Annotated in this window: 14 protein-coding genes; 11 read left to right on the top strand and 3 right to left on the bottom strand. The window is 60.9% G+C overall.

Annotated elements, in window-relative coordinates:
- Positions 1 to 80 precede the first annotated feature (80 nt).
- The 3 genes from feaR to paaY all read right to left on the bottom strand — a co-directional run bounded on the left by feaR (position 81) and on the right by paaY (position 2,705).
- Complete coding sequence (feaR, locus tag AC1RO5_RS02010; RefSeq protein ID WP_493172280.1) at positions 81 to 995, bottom strand: transcriptional regulator FeaR; 915 nt, start codon at positions 993 to 995, stop codon at positions 81 to 83.
- 103 nt (positions 996 to 1,098) lie between these two features.
- Positions 1,099 to 2,022, bottom strand: a complete 924-nt coding sequence (gene paaX, locus AC1RO5_RS02005) for a phenylacetic acid degradation operon negative regulatory protein PaaX (RefSeq protein WP_493172278.1) — start codon at positions 2,020 to 2,022, stop codon at positions 1,099 to 1,101.
- Between the two features lie 86 nt (positions 2,023 to 2,108).
- Complete coding sequence (gene paaY, locus AC1RO5_RS02000) at positions 2,109 to 2,705, bottom strand: phenylacetic acid degradation protein PaaY (protein ID WP_493172275.1); 597 nt, start codon at positions 2,703 to 2,705, stop codon at positions 2,109 to 2,111.
- 353 nt (positions 2,706 to 3,058) lie between these two features.
- Here paaY and paaF point away from each other — a divergent pair, with 353 nt between their 5' ends.
- The 11 genes from paaF (at position 3,059) to paaE (ending at position 13,383) form a co-directional block, all read left to right on the top strand.
- The gene (gene paaF, locus AC1RO5_RS01995) at positions 3,059 to 3,832 is read left to right on the top strand and encodes a 2,3-dehydroadipyl-CoA hydratase PaaF (RefSeq protein WP_493172272.1); all 774 of its coding nucleotides are present in this window, start codon (positions 3,059 to 3,061) and stop codon (positions 3,830 to 3,832) included.
- A gap of 50 nt (positions 3,833 to 3,882) precedes the next feature.
- Positions 3,883 to 4,674, top strand: a complete 792-nt coding sequence (gene paaG / locus AC1RO5_RS01990; RefSeq protein ID WP_493172431.1) for a 2-(1,2-epoxy-1,2-dihydrophenyl)acetyl-CoA isomerase PaaG — start codon at positions 3,883 to 3,885, stop codon at positions 4,672 to 4,674.
- Positions 4,675 to 4,677: 3 nt separating this feature from the next.
- Positions 4,678 to 6,201: a 3-hydroxyacyl-CoA dehydrogenase PaaH gene (gene paaH / locus AC1RO5_RS01985; RefSeq protein ID WP_493172270.1), complete on the top strand. Its 1,524-nt coding sequence runs from the start codon at positions 4,678 to 4,680 to the stop codon at positions 6,199 to 6,201.
- Positions 6,188 to 6,637, top strand: a complete 450-nt coding sequence (gene paaI, locus AC1RO5_RS01980) for a hydroxyphenylacetyl-CoA thioesterase PaaI (RefSeq protein WP_401358694.1) — start codon at positions 6,188 to 6,190, stop codon at positions 6,635 to 6,637. The genes paaH and paaI overlap by 14 nt, the downstream gene beginning before the upstream one ends.
- Positions 6,630 to 7,841: a 3-oxoadipyl-CoA thiolase gene (gene pcaF, locus AC1RO5_RS01975; RefSeq protein ID WP_493172268.1), complete on the top strand. Its 1,212-nt coding sequence runs from the start codon at positions 6,630 to 6,632 to the stop codon at positions 7,839 to 7,841. The genes paaI and pcaF overlap by 8 nt, the downstream gene beginning before the upstream one ends.
- A 99-nt stretch (positions 7,842 to 7,940) precedes the next feature.
- Entirely contained in the window at positions 7,941 to 9,266 is a 1,326-nt protein-coding gene (gene paaK, locus AC1RO5_RS01970; protein WP_493172266.1) for a phenylacetate--CoA ligase PaaK, read from the top strand.
- Between the two features lie 418 nt (positions 9,267 to 9,684).
- Entirely contained in the window at positions 9,685 to 10,674 is a 990-nt protein-coding gene (gene paaA, locus AC1RO5_RS01965; RefSeq protein ID WP_493172264.1) for a 1,2-phenylacetyl-CoA epoxidase subunit PaaA, read from the top strand.
- Positions 10,675 to 10,701: 27 nt separating this feature from the next.
- Complete coding sequence (gene paaB, locus AC1RO5_RS01960; RefSeq protein WP_003208899.1) at positions 10,702 to 10,983, top strand: 1,2-phenylacetyl-CoA epoxidase subunit PaaB; 282 nt, start codon at positions 10,702 to 10,704, stop codon at positions 10,981 to 10,983.
- Positions 10,984 to 10,991: 8 nt separating this feature from the next.
- Positions 10,992 to 11,753, top strand: a complete 762-nt coding sequence (paaC, locus tag AC1RO5_RS01955; protein WP_493172261.1) for a 1,2-phenylacetyl-CoA epoxidase subunit PaaC — start codon at positions 10,992 to 10,994, stop codon at positions 11,751 to 11,753.
- Entirely contained in the window at positions 11,740 to 12,273 is a 534-nt protein-coding gene (gene paaD / locus AC1RO5_RS01950) for a 1,2-phenylacetyl-CoA epoxidase subunit PaaD (protein WP_008032381.1), read from the top strand. The genes paaC and paaD overlap by 14 nt, the downstream gene beginning before the upstream one ends.
- Before the next feature lie 33 nt (positions 12,274 to 12,306).
- Positions 12,307 to 13,383, top strand: coding sequence for a 1,2-phenylacetyl-CoA epoxidase subunit PaaE (gene paaE / locus AC1RO5_RS01945; protein ID WP_493172259.1), 1,077 nt, complete (start codon positions 12,307 to 12,309; stop codon positions 13,381 to 13,383).
- Positions 13,384 to 13,460: the final 77 nt, after the last annotated feature.

Below are 13,460 nucleotides of genomic sequence, written 5' to 3'. Positions count from 1 at the left end.
CAGCGGAGCCTCCTTTTTTGTACGTATTTAAAGCCCATCCCCCGAATGCCACAACAATCGTTCAGCGACCATCACTGCATTCAAGCGTGTTGCTTGCGGTATTCCCCAGGAGAGATCCCGAAGCGGGATTTGAACGCCGTTGAGAAGTAGCTCGAGTCGGAAAAACCCCACGAATAACCCAGTGCCGACAGTTTCTGCTCCGTGCCCGATTGGCGCAGGGATTCAGCGCACAAATCCAGACGGCGATTCTTGATGTATCGCGCGACCACCAGCCCCTTCTTGGCAAACATCCGATAAAGGCCACGCATCGATACACCGACTTCCCGCGCCAGCAATTCAGGGCAGAGGTCTTCCGAACGGATATGATCGTCAATGTAGTCGAGGGTTTTGCGGAAGATTCGCTCATGCAAATCACTGCAGTCATCGGTATGGCTGATAGCCGGGCGCAGCAGGCTGACAACAGCCTCCAGGGTCGCTTCGCTTTCCTGCTGGCTCAGGTTTTTCTGGCGAGTGGCATCCAGTATCAGGTGGCGAGAAAGCACCGCGATAGGTGAAGTCGCTGCAATCCGATGACCGCACTTGACTTGATTGAAGCGCAGGGTCTGCTCAACCAACGGGTACGGCAGAATCAGCGACAACTGCCGCGAGTTCTCGCTGTAGGTGAAGTCGCTGGGGCGTGAAGCGTCAATCAGCGTGATATCACCGGCTGACAGTGAAACCCGATTGTCGCCCTGAGCCATACCGGCAGTGCCATCGAGCTGGAATACCGCAAAGTATTTCCCCCCTTCACCCGCGGCGACTTCCAGAGGTGTGCGGTACAGCCGAGCCTGGCAGGCATCGACAAAACTGAGCTTCAACGCGCCGCTTTGGTATTCCCGGATCTGGCCGGAAAACTCAGAACCCAAGGTTTGTGCATTGAAGGCGCCGCAGATCTGATTAATCTGATGGATCCACTGATCAAACCCATCACGGCGATGTGCAGTTGTAGAAATCATGTCAGGTCTCACGCAGGCTTATTTTTATTATCTACGCCAATCCACGATAAATCGGGACGCTTCGGATCTCCTGAACAGCGATTACTCCCTGAACGATGGCAGGCTATTTAAGCCCGCCAAAACGCCGATAGAAACTTTCACCGACGTCCGGCAGCGGGCCATCGGCCGTTTCCAGTGCACTGTTCAGCCACTCTTCGGCCTTGGTGTAGATCAACCGGTAAATATTGCGGCACAGCTGCCGTGCCGCACGCCCTTCCCAGTCCCCGGGCAATAGCTCATCGGGTAACTGCGGGTCGCGCAGCAGCAACTTTCGATATTCATGAATAAGCAGGATTCGCGCCAGGAAGCACTCCGAAGGCTGCAGATTCTCTTGCTCGCGAAGCGCTTGCCAGAGCGGGCGAAACAACTGAATGAACTCACTGTAGTGGGCTGCCAGCTCCTCAATGCTCCAACTCTCGCGCACCTGCATGCGCAGCGCCTTGGACGCCAACACATCCTGGGCGGTGGTTTCAAAAACGATGGTCTCTTCCTGAGCCCCCAAGTCGAGCAAGGTCGCGTTGACGTCAGCACGGTCGCTGCGTGGGCAAGCCAGTACCACCGGCGAAATTGCACCAAAACCTTGCCACTCCAGTTCTTCACGCACTTGTTTGCGCTTTTCCTGCGTCAACTGAGAGAGCATCACCAGGCACCAGGAACCGTCCCACGCCGGCACTGTGGAGCTGTACACACGCTTAAAGGCCTTGTCGAAGCGGCGCCGACCGGCGCCGGTGAGGCTGTAGTAGCTACGGCGACCGACTTTCTCGGCGGTCAGCCAGCCTTCCTTGGTCAGGCGAAAGATCGAGGTACGGATCAGCCGTTCGTTGATACCGATGGGCTCGAGCAACTGGATCAGACTGCCGAGCCAGACTGTCCCGCCGTGGGGTTCGATGGCATCGCCGTACAAGGTGATGATCAGGGAGCTGGCGCGGATCGGCGTCTGTTCCTGGAAGCGGGTGATCAGATAGTTTAACGGTGTCAGGGACGACATGGGCGTACCGAGCTGAAAAAAATGAAAAGGAATATACCGAAATCCTTGTGGGAGCGGGCTTGCTCGCTCCCACATTAGTTCAGCATTTACAGGGCGTTGGCTTTTGGCCGCAAACCGCTGTCGCTGATACGCGGGCGGTCCGGTTCCGGTTCGCTCAGGGGTTCGCAGATTTGCATCTGCTCAAGGCAACGCTTGGCCAGTTGCTGGTACTCGCGGGTGCCCGCCTGCTTCCACGCCACTTCTTCATCGCTGAGCCTGCGCTTGACGCTGGCCGGGGCCCCCATGACCAACGACTGCTCCGGGCATTCGAAGCCGGCTTTGACGAAGGCCGCCGCCGAGACGAATGAACGCGGGCCAATGCGCGCGTTGTCCATCACCACGGCATTCATGCCCACCAGCGCATCGGCGCCGATCCGGCAACCGTGCAGTACGGCGCTATGACCGATATGGCCGTTGCGCTCGACCACGGTGTCGCTGTCCGGGAAACCATGCATCACGCAGGTGTCCTGCAGATTGGCGCCCTCCTCCAGCACGATCCGGCCAAAGTCGCCGCGCAAACTGGCCAGCGGCCCGACGTAGCAATGCGGGCCGATGATCACGTCGCCGATCAGCACGGCGGACGGATGCACGTAAGCAGTGGGATCAACCACCGGGGTCAAGCCATCGAGGCTGTAGCAGGTCATGGGACGTTCCTCTTTGCGCAAAGCGATGCCGATATTGACTCATTTTGTATCACATCGCTTTTATCATCACAAAGATAAAAAACCGTATCACTTAATCCGGCGCTGTCGAGAACGCTCGGCGATGGCGTTTAATTCGCCTTACAAGTCAATAAAACCGGGAGTATATCGCTGAAAAACGACTCCCAAAAACCAGTCACTCAAAATACACCGCCGATCAATAAGACACATTAAATCAGTTTTACTATTGTATTTGCGTATCGCGTTATAGGTATACTCAGGTAAAACCGGCCCACCTGGCCGATCCAATAACGAGCCGGCACATCAGCCGAGCGTGCACCGTGAGGACATCCGCCATGCCTCTAACCCTTGCTGTCGAGTTCCTCGAGCCGGGCGTTCGCCTGATTACCCTGCAACGCCCGCAAGCACTGAACGCGCTGACCACCGAGTTGCTCGGTGAACTGGCGGATGAACTGGATGCTGCGCAAGCCGACCCCGACACCCGCGCAGTGGTCCTGACCGGCAGCCGCAAAGCCTTTGCGGCCGGTGCCGATATCAAGGAAATGGCCGAACGCAATCTGGTCGGCATCCTCGACGACCCGCGCCAGGCCTCATGGCAGACCCTCACCCGCTTCAACAAACCGCTGATCGCCGCCGTCAATGGCTTTGCCCTCGGCGGTGGCTGCGAGTTGGCGATGCACGCCGACATCATTGTTGCGGGTGAAGACGCCCGCTTCGGCCAGCCGGAAATCAACCTCGGGATCATGCCCGGTGCCGGTGGCACTCAACGTCTGCTGCGCGCCGTCGGCAAATCCATGGCCATGCAGATGGTCCTGACCGGCGAGCCGATTGACGCCCGCCAAGCCCAACGCGCTGGGCTAGTCAGTGAAGTGACGCAACCGGAATTCACCGTCGAACGCGCCCTGCAAATCGCCCGCAGCATTGCCGGCAAAGCACCGCTGGCCGTGCGTCTGGCCAAGGAAGCGCTGCTCAAGGCCATGGACACCGACCTGGCCAGCGGCCTGCGTTTCGAACGCCATGCCTTCACCGTGCTGGCCGGCACCCGTGACCGCGACGAAGGCATCCGGGCCTTTCAGGAAAAGCGCACGCCAACCTTTACCGGCGAATAGCTGCCGAAACGACAACGAATTCGAACGACCTCTTAGAGAGCGCCATGACCATGAACTTCGAACACATCCTGTTTTCCATCGAGGCCGGCGTCGCCCTGCTCAGCCTCAATCGTCCGGACCAACTCAACAGCTTCAACGCGCAGATGCACGGCGAAGTGAAGGAAGCGTTGAAACAGGTCCGACAGAATCCAGACGTGCGCGTCCTGCTGCTGACCGGTGAAGGCCGCGGCTTCTGCGCCGGGCAAGACCTTGGCGACCGCAATGTCGCGCCGGGCAGCGCCGTGCCGGACCTGGGTGAATCCATCGAGAAGTTCTACAACCCGTTGATCCGCCAATTGCGCGACCTGCCGCTGCCGGTGATTTGCGCGGTGAACGGCGTGGCCGCCGGGGCCGGCGCCAACATTCCGCTGGCCTGCGACCTGGTGTTGGCGGCGCGCTCGGCGAGTTTCATTCAAGCCTTCTGCAAGATCGGCCTGATCCCCGACTCCGGTGGCACCTGGACCTTGCCGCGCCTGGTTGGCATGGCCCGCGCCAAGGCGCTGGCCTTGCTCGGTAACCGCTTGAGTGCCGAGCAAGCCGAGCAATGGGGGCTGATCTACCGCTGCGTGGACGATGCGGAATTGCGCAATGAAGCGCTGACGCTGGCTCGTCATCTGGCCACGCAACCGACTTACGGTCTGGCGCTGATCAAGCGCAGCCTGAACGCCAGCCTGAGCAACACGTTCGACGAGCAGCTGGAGCTGGAAAAAGACCTGCAACGACTGGCCGGGCGCAGCGAGGATTACCGTGAAGGCGTCAGCGCCTTCATGGAAAAACGCAGCCCAAGCTTCAAGGGGCGCTAAACCATGACGGCACTGAACACCCACGCACGCATCGCGGTGATCGGCGCCGGAGCCATGGGCGCCGGCATTGCACAGGTCGCCGCACAGGCTGGCCATCCGGTACTGTTGCTCGACAATCGTCCCGGCGCTGCTGCACAGGCCATCGATGGTATTGACCGGCAGCTGGGCAAACGCGTCGAAAACGGCAAGCTCTCGGCCGAAGCACGCACTGCAACCATTGCCCGCCTGCAGGCGGTGGAAACCATCGAAGCGCTGGCCGATTGCGCGCTGATCATCGAAGCCATCGTCGAGAACCTTGAGGTCAAACGCGCCCTCTTCCGCCAGTTGGAAAGCATCTGCGGCGAGCGCTGCATGCTCGCCAGCAACACCTCGTCGCTGTCGATCACCAGCATCGCCGCGCAACTGAATCATCCGCAACGCTTGCTTGGCCTGCACTTCTTCAACCCGGCGCCGGTCATGGCGCTGGTGGAAATCGTCTCGGGCCTGGCCAGCGATCCGGCGCTGGCCGAGTGTCTGTATGATACCGCCAAAGCCTGGGGCAAAAAACCGGTGCACACCCGCTCTACGCCGGGCTTCATCGTCAACCGCGTGGCCCGGCCATTTTACGCCGAGAGCCTGCGCCTGCTTCAGGAAGGCGCCGCCGATTGCCCGACCCTCGATGCACTGATGCGCGATGCCGGTGGTTTTGCCATGGGCGCTTTCGAGCTGACCGATTTGATCGGGCATGACGTCAACTATGCGGTGACCTGTTCGGTGTTTGACGCCTATTACGGCGACACCCGATTCCTGCCGTCGTTGATTCAGAAAGAGCTGGTCGATGCCGGGCGGCTAGGACGCAAAAGTGGCCAGGGCTTTTATCGCTACGCCGACGGTGCCTCACGCGCTCAGCCCTCATCAATCAGCAGCGAACGCGCCGTTGAAACCTGCGTCGTGGAAGGCGATTTGGGCATTGCACAGAACCTAATCCCACGCTTGCGCGAGCATGGCGTCGAAATCATCCAGCGCGATGGCCAAGGCTTGCTGCGGGTCGGCGACGCGGTGCTGGCGTTGAGCGACGGGCGCATGGCCAGTCAACGGGCCAAGGAGGATGGCCTGCGCAATTTGATCCTGCTGGACCTGGCGTTCGATTACGGCAAGGTCAGTCGGATCGCGATCAGCTGCTCGGCGGGCATCGATCCATCCGCATTCGAACAAGGCGTGGCGCTGCTGCACCGGGCCGGCCTCAACGTCAGCCTGCTCAGTGACAGCCCGGCCCTCGCCGTGCTGCGCACCGTCGCCATGCTCGCCAACGAAGCCGCCGACGCCCTGCTGCAAGACGTGGCCTCGGCCGCCGACATCGATCTGGCGATGCGCGCCGGGGTCAATTATCCCCAAGGCCCGCTGGCCTGGGCCGATGCCATCGGGCTGTCGCAGATCCTTACCGTGCTGGAAAACCTGCAAGCCGGCTACGGCGAAGAACGTTATCGGCCGTCGCTGCTGTTGCGCCGTCGGGTCGCTGAAGGAAGGACTTTCCATGACAAACCATGAAGCAATGAATCTGGCCAGCACCTGTGCGCAAACGATGTTCAAGCGCGACGCCGCCAGCCAGGCCATGGGCATGCGCCTGCTTTCGGCGGCGCCCGGCTGTGCCCGCGTGGGCATGAACGTGCGCGCCGAGATGATTCAGGGCCACGGCACGTGCCACGGCGGCTACCTGTTTGCGCTAGCCGATTCGGCGTTTGCCTTCGCCTGCAACAGCTACAACGAGGCCACGGTGGCCATCGGTTGCAGCATCGACTACATCGCCCCGGCGCGCCTGGGCGACACCTTGACGGCCGATTGCACCGAGCAAAGCCGTTCCGGTCGCACCGGCAACTATGACGTACGCATTGAAAACCAACAGGGCCAACTGATCGCCCTGTTCCATGGCAAATCTTACAAAGTGCGCGGCGCTGTGCTGACGCAGGAGAACCCGAATGAATGACGCCTTGATCATCGACGCGGTGCGGACCCCGATCGGTCGCTACGCCGGAGCCTTGAGCAGCGTGCGCGCCGACGACCTCGGCGCGGTGCCGCTGCGCGAACTGCTGCGCCGTCACCCGCAGGTCGACTGGAATGCCGTCGATGACGTGATCTACGGCTGCGCCAACCAGGCCGGCGAAGACAACCGCAACGTCGCGCGCATGTCGGCGCTGCTGGCCGGGTTGCCGGTCAGCGTGCCCGGCACCACGCTCAACCGTTTGTGCGGTTCCGGGCTGGATGCGATCGGCACGGCGGCGCGGGCGATTCGCTGCGGCGAGGCCGGGCTGATGCTGGTGGGCGGCGTCGAATCGATGTCCCGCGCACCGCTGGTGATGGGCAAGGCCGAGCAGGCGTTTTCCCGCGACGCGCAGCTCTACGACACCACGATCGGCTGGCGCTTCGTCAATCCGCTGATGAAAAAAGCCTACGGCATTGACTCGATGCCGGAGACTGCCGAGAACGTCGCCGAGCAGTTCAACATCTCCCGCGCCGACCAGGACGCCTTTGCCCTGCACAGTCAGCAACGCGCCGGTGCGGCCCAGGCCAGTGGACGGTTTGCCAGGGAAATCGTCGCGGTGGAAATTCCCCAGCGCAAAGGCCCGGCCAAAGTCGTCGAACACGACGAGCACCCGCGCGGCGATACCACGCTGGAACAATTGCAGAAGCTCGGCACGCCGTTTCGCGAAGGCGGCAGCATCACCGCCGGCAATGCGTCCGGGGTCAATGACGGCGCTTGTGCACTGTTGCTGGCCAGCCCGGAAGTCGCCAAACGCCACGGCCTGAAAGCACGCGGCCGGGTCGTCGCCATGGCGACCGCAGGGGTTGAACCACGGATCATGGGCATCGGCCCGGTGCCAGCGACACGCAAGGTGCTGGAGCTGGCCAACCTGAGCCTGGCCGACATGGACGTGATCGAACTCAACGAAGCCTTTGCCGCACAAGGTCTGGCGGTATTGCGCGAGCTCGGCCTGAGCGACACCGATGCGCGGGTCAACCCGAACGGCGGCGCGATTGCCCTCGGGCATCCGCTGGGCATGAGCGGCGCACGCCTGGTGACCACCGCCCTGCATGAACTGGAAGAACGTCAGGGCCGCTACGCCTTGTGCACCATGTGCATCGGTGTCGGCCAGGGCATCGCGCTGATCATCGAGCGTCTTTGCGACTAAAGAACCGCGATTCCCGAGGAGCCGAGAGGTATCCTTGGGGCATGCACTCAAAGCCCTTGTGCAAAAGGGCTGAAACACAAAAATAATTCGAGTGAAGTTATGAACATGCCAATTGCCAACGCCGTGCTTGATCCCGTGCAGGACCCGCTGGAAACCGCCAGCATCGACGAACTCCGTCAGCACCAGCTGGAACGCCTGCGCTGGAGCCTGAATCACGCTTACAACAATGTGCCGCTGTACCGTCAACGCTTCGATGCGCTGGGCGTCCATCCCGATGACATCAAGTGCCTGGAGGACTTGGCGAAGTTTCCCTTCACCACCAAATCCGACCTGCGCGACAACTACCCTTACGGCATGTTTGCCGTGCCGATGCATGACGTGGTGCGCCTGCACGCATCCAGCGGCACCACCGGCAAACCGACCGTCGTCGGCTACACCCAGAACGACATCGACACCTGGGCCAACGTGGTCGCGCGTTCGATCCGCGCGGCGGGCGGGCGGCGCGGCGACAAAGTGCATATTTCCTATGGCTACGGTCTGTTCACCGGTGGACTCGGCGCGCACTACGGTGCTGAACGCCTGGGGTGCACGGTGATTCCGATGTCTGGCGGCCAGACTGAAAAACAAGTTCAGCTGATCCGGGATTTCCAGCCGGACATCATCATGGTCACGCCGTCGTACATGCTCAACATCGCCGATGAAATCGAGCGTCAGGGCATTGATCCGCACATGCTGGCCCTGCGTTTGGGCATCTTTGGCGCCGAGCCGTGGACCGCCGAACTGCGCAGCGCCATCGAGAACCGTTTGGGCATTACTGCGCTGGACATCTATGGCCTCTCGGAAATCATGGGACCGGGTGTCGCCATGGAATGCGCGGAAACCAAGGACGGGCCGACGATCTGGGAAGATCACTTCTATCCGGAAATCATTGACCCGGTCACCGGTGAAGTGCTGCCGGACGGGCAGATGGGTGAACTGGTGTTCACCTCTCTGAGTAAAGAAGCCTTGCCGATGATCCGCTATCGCACCCGTGACCTGACACGTTTGCTGCCGGGGACTGCCCGGCCGATGCGGCGGATCGACAAAATCACCGGGCGCAGCGATGACATGCTGATCATTCGCGGGGTCAATGTGTTTCCGACGCAGATTGAGGAGCAGGTGCTGAAAATCAAACAGCTTTCAGAGTGTTATGAGATTCATCTGTATCGCAATGGGAATTTGGACAGTGTGGATGTTCATGTGGAGTTGAAGGCTGAGCACCAGCACCTGAACGATGAACAGCAGAAGGCTGTTTGTGGGGAATTGAGCAAACACATCAAGACGTACATCGGGATCAGTTCGCGGATCGTCTTGCAGCCGTTCCATTCGATCAAACGCTCGGAAGGCAAGGCTTGCCACGTATTGGACAAACGCCCTAAAGCATGACTGCTGCACCCCTTACGGCCCCGCTTTTGCGGGGCTTTTTTTTGCCTGGACTTACCGATTTTCAAGCCGAACCCAATCCCTGTGGGAGCCAGCCTGCTGGCGATGGACGTCAACGATGACGTGCCCTGCCTGAATGATCGCGGTATCCGGGCGTTTTTCGCCAGCAGGCTGGCTCCCACAGGGAATGGGATACATCCGGTGGCGATTGGTCGGCTGTCAGGCCGCCATCGCTGGCAAGCCAGCTCCCACAGAGGAGCGAAACGGATACACACACCGATCTACCTCCTTCAAACACTGCCTTCCATCCAAAGCGACACAAAAAACAAATACGACACGTTATTTTATGTTTGATATTAAATTCTGTATCGCTTATAAAGTTCTCCATGCCCTCGATAAGATTCAAGGCGGGAGACCCCCCATGTACGCACAGCTCGTAGAAACCGGCGTAAAGCGCATCAAAGACCTCTCGGAGATGTCCGACCAGGAACGCGCCTTCCAGGAAAAAATCGATTCAGAAATCAAGATCGAAGCCAAAAACTGGATGCCTGATGCCTATCGCCAAACCCTGATCCGGCAGATCTCCCAGCACGCCCACTCGGAAATCGTCGGCATGCTGCCCGAAGGCAACTGGGTCACCCGCGCGCCGTCGCTCAAACGCAAACTGCAATTGATGGCCAAGATTCAGGATGAAGCCGGCCACGGCCTGTACCTCTACAGCGCCATGGAAACCCTCGGCGCCGACCGTGACGAAGAAATCGCCAAGCTGCACAGCGGCAAGGCCAAGTACTCGAGCATTTTCAATTACCCGACGCTGAACTGGGCCGACATGGGCGCGGTGGGCTGGCTGGTGGATGGTGCGGCGATCGTCAATCAGGTGGTGTTGCAGCGCACCTCCTACGGCCCCTACTCCCGGGCCATGGTGCGGATCTGCAAGGAAGAAAGTTTCCACCAGCGCCAGGGCTACGAAATTCTCCTGACCATGATGCGCCACGGTAATCAGGCGCAAAAAGACATGGTCCAGGATGCGATCAATCGCCTGTGGTGGCCGTCGCTGATGATGTTCGGCCCGAGCGATGAACACTCGCCGAACAGCGCCCAATCCATGGCCTGGAAAATCAAGCGTCAGAGCAACGACGAACTGCGCCAGCGCTTCATCGACCAGACCATCCCGCAACTGGAATTGCTGGGCTGCACCTGCCCCGACCCGGACCTGAAGTGGAACGCCGAGCGCGGCCACTACGACTTCGGCGAAATCCAGTGGAGCGAATTCTACGAAGTGCTCAAGGGCAACGGTCCGTGCAACCAGGAACGTGTGGCCACCCGCCGTAAAGCCATTGAAGACGGTGCCTGGGTCCGCGAAGCCGCGGTCGCCCACGCTCGCAAAAAACAGAACAAGAACGCCGCCTGATCGGCCACCTGATGTGGAGTCACTGCAATGTCTGAATGGACCCTTTTTGAAGTTTTCGTGCGCAGCAAGCACGGCCTCAACCACAAGCATGTCGGCAGCGTGCATGCCGCCGACACCACCATGGCCATCGAGAACGCGCGCGAGTTGTACACCCGCCGCAGTGAAGGCGTGAGCCTGTGGGTGGTGCCTTCGGCGCTGATCACTGCTTCGTCGCCCGATGAAAAAGACCCGCTGTTCGACCCGGCGGACGACAAGGTCTATCGCCACGCCAGCTTCTACGAGCTGCCGGCCGAAGTCGGGCACATGTGAGGTCGACCATGAACACTAAGACTGATCTGATCGAATACCTGCTGCGCCTCGGCGACAGCGCCCTGATCCAGGGCCAGCGCCTGTGCCAATGGTGCGGCAAGGCCCCGGCGCTGGAAGAAGAACTGGCGCTGATGAACGTCGGCCTCGACCTCGTCGGCCAGGCACGCAACTGGCTGGACTACGCCGCCGAATTGCTGGACGACGGTCGCGACGCCGATCACCTGGCGTTCCGCCGCGATGAGCGCGCCTATCGCAACCTGCTGCTGGTGGAACAACCCAACGGCGATTACGCGGTGACCCTCCTCAAGCAATTCCTCTACGACGCCTGGCACCTGCAAGTGCTCAGCGGGCTGAGCCAGTCCAGCGACGAGCGAATCGCCGGGATCGCCGCCAAAGCAGTGAAGGAAGTCACCTATCACCTGCGCCGCTCCGGCGAGTGGGTCGAGCGTCTGGGTGACGGCACCGAGGAAAGCCACAAACGCATGCTCGCGGCCATCCCCGAGGTCTGGCGTTTCACCGTCGAACTGACCAGCGCAGATGACAGCGAACAGCGTCTGTGCGAAGCCGGCATCACCCCGGACACCGCGCAAGTCGCTGCGGCGTGGCAAGCCAAGGTCAGCGAGATTTTCGCCAGCGCCACCCTGCCCGTGCCTGCCGCGCCGAGCTATTTCTACCTGAATGCGCGCAAGGGTCTGCACACCGAACACCTCGGCATCCTGTTGGCGGAAATGCAATTCCTGCCACGAGCATACCCCGATGCAACCTGGTGAGCTGATCGCCAGCGACCTCGGCGCCCGGCCGGCCCAACCGACCGACCTGGCCGCCGCGTGGGCGACCCTGGCGCAGGTTATGGACCCGGAAGTGCCGGTGGTCAGCGTGGTCGATCTCGGCATCGTGCGCGATCTCGACTGGCAAGCCGGCCACTTGCACGTGGTGGTCACGCCGACCTACTCCGGCTGCCCCGCCACCGAGGTGATTGAAAGCGACATCCGCGATGCGCTGGAGCTTGCCGGCTTCAGGGCACCGCAACTGGAACGCAAATTGACCCCGGCGTGGACCACCGACTGGATCACCGACATCGGCCGCGAACGCCTGCGCGCTTATGGCATCGCACCGCCGGACGGCAGCACCAGCAAACGCAGCCTGCTCGGCGAAAGCCCGGTGATCGTCTGCCCGCAATGCGGCAGCGCGCACACCGAAGTGCTCAGCGAGTTCGGTTCCACCGCGTGCAAGGCGCTGTACCGCTGCGTCGATTGCCGCGAGCCGTTCGACTATTTCAAGTGCATCTGAGCGGCGATCGGCCGTCCCAGCTGGAGAACAATAATGAGCAAATTTCACAGCCTGACCATCAAGGACGTGCGCGCCGAAACCCGTGACGCGGTGTCCATCGCCTTCGATGTTCCGCAGCACCTGCAAGACAGTTTTCACTTCACCCAGGGCCAGCACCTGGTGATGCGCACGCAGATGGACGGCGAAGAAGTGCGCCGCTCGTATTCGATCTGCACCGGGGTCAATGACGGTGAACTGCGCATCGCCATCAAGCGCGTGGCCGGCGGACGTTTTTCCGCGTTTGCCAACGAACAGCTGAAGGCCGGTCACAGCCTGGAAGTGATGCCGCCCGCCGGGCACTTCCATGTCGAACTCGATCCGACTCGCCATGGCAACTACCTGGCCGTTGCGGCGGGCAGCGGCATCACGCCGATCCTGTCGATCATCAAGACCACCCTGCAAACCGAACCGCACAGCCGCGTCACGCTGCTTTACGGCAACCGTTCAAGTTCCGGCGCGCTGTTCCGTGAACAGCTCGAAGATTTGAAAAACCGCTACTTGCAGCGTCTGAACCTGATCTTCGTGTTCAGTCGCGAGCAGCAGGATGTCGACCTGTACAACGGCCGGATCAACGCCGAGAAATGCGAGCAACTGTTCTCCCGCTGGCTCGATGTCAAAGCCCTTGATGCGGCATTCATCTGTGGCCCGCAGGAGATGACCGAAACCGTGCGCGACAGCCTCAAGGCCAAGGGCATGGCACCGGAGCGCATCCATTTCGAACTGTTTGCCGCCGCTGGCAGCCAGCAAAAACGCGAGGCTCGTGAGGCTGCACGGCAAGTTGATGCGGCGGTCAGCCAGATCACCGTCATCAGCGACGGCCGCGCGCTGGCCTTCGACCTGCCGCGCAACAGCCAGAGCATCCTCGACGCAGGCAACGCCCAGGGCGCCGAACTGCCCTACTCGTGCAAGGCCGGCGTGTGCTCGACGTGCAAATGCAAAGTCATCGAAGGCGAAGTGGAAATGGACAGCAACCACGCCCTGGAAGACTACGAAGTGGCTGCCGGTTACGTGCTGTCGTGCCAGGCGTATCCGGTCAGCGACAAAGTCATCCTGGATTTCGACCAACTCTGAAGATCACCACAACCCTTGTAGGAGCCGGCTTGCCGGCGATGAGGTCCGTTAAATCACCGCGAACGTCAGACTGTCAT

Source organism: Pseudomonas sp. GW822-FHT02G04 (genome assembly GCF_058802085.1).
The sequence above is the reverse complement of the archived record's forward strand: the minus strand, read 5'-3'. Positions and strand labels throughout refer to the sequence as shown.

Bases quoted from the DNA above. Each gene is read 5' to 3' on its own strand.
- feaR (WP_493172280.1), bottom strand. From the start codon at position 995: ATGATTTCTACAACTGCACATCGCCGTGATGGGTTTGATCAGTGGATC.
- paaX (WP_493172278.1), bottom strand. From the start codon at position 2,022: ATGTCGTCCCTGACACCGTTAAACTATCTGATCACCCGCTTCCAGGAA.
- paaY (WP_493172275.1), bottom strand. From the start codon at position 2,705: ATGACCTGCTACAGCCTCGATGGCTTGACCCCGGTGGTTGATCCCACT.
- paaF (WP_493172272.1), top strand. From the start codon at position 3,059: ATGCCTCTAACCCTTGCTGTCGAGTTCCTCGAGCCGGGCGTTCGCCTG.
- paaG (WP_493172431.1), top strand. From the start codon at position 3,883: ATGAACTTCGAACACATCCTGTTTTCCATCGAGGCCGGCGTCGCCCTG.
- paaH (WP_493172270.1), top strand. From the start codon at position 4,678: ATGACGGCACTGAACACCCACGCACGCATCGCGGTGATCGGCGCCGGA.
- paaI (WP_401358694.1), top strand. From the start codon at position 6,188: ATGACAAACCATGAAGCAATGAATCTGGCCAGCACCTGTGCGCAAACG.
- pcaF (WP_493172268.1), top strand. From the start codon at position 6,630: ATGAATGACGCCTTGATCATCGACGCGGTGCGGACCCCGATCGGTCGC.
- paaK (WP_493172266.1), top strand. From the start codon at position 7,941: ATGAACATGCCAATTGCCAACGCCGTGCTTGATCCCGTGCAGGACCCG.
- paaA (WP_493172264.1), top strand. From the start codon at position 9,685: ATGTACGCACAGCTCGTAGAAACCGGCGTAAAGCGCATCAAAGACCTC.
- paaB (WP_003208899.1), top strand. From the start codon at position 10,702: ATGTCTGAATGGACCCTTTTTGAAGTTTTCGTGCGCAGCAAGCACGGC.
- paaC (WP_493172261.1), top strand. From the start codon at position 10,992: ATGAACACTAAGACTGATCTGATCGAATACCTGCTGCGCCTCGGCGAC.
- paaD (WP_008032381.1), top strand. From the start codon at position 11,740: ATGCAACCTGGTGAGCTGATCGCCAGCGACCTCGGCGCCCGGCCGGCC.
- paaE (WP_493172259.1), top strand. From the start codon at position 12,307: ATGAGCAAATTTCACAGCCTGACCATCAAGGACGTGCGCGCCGAAACC.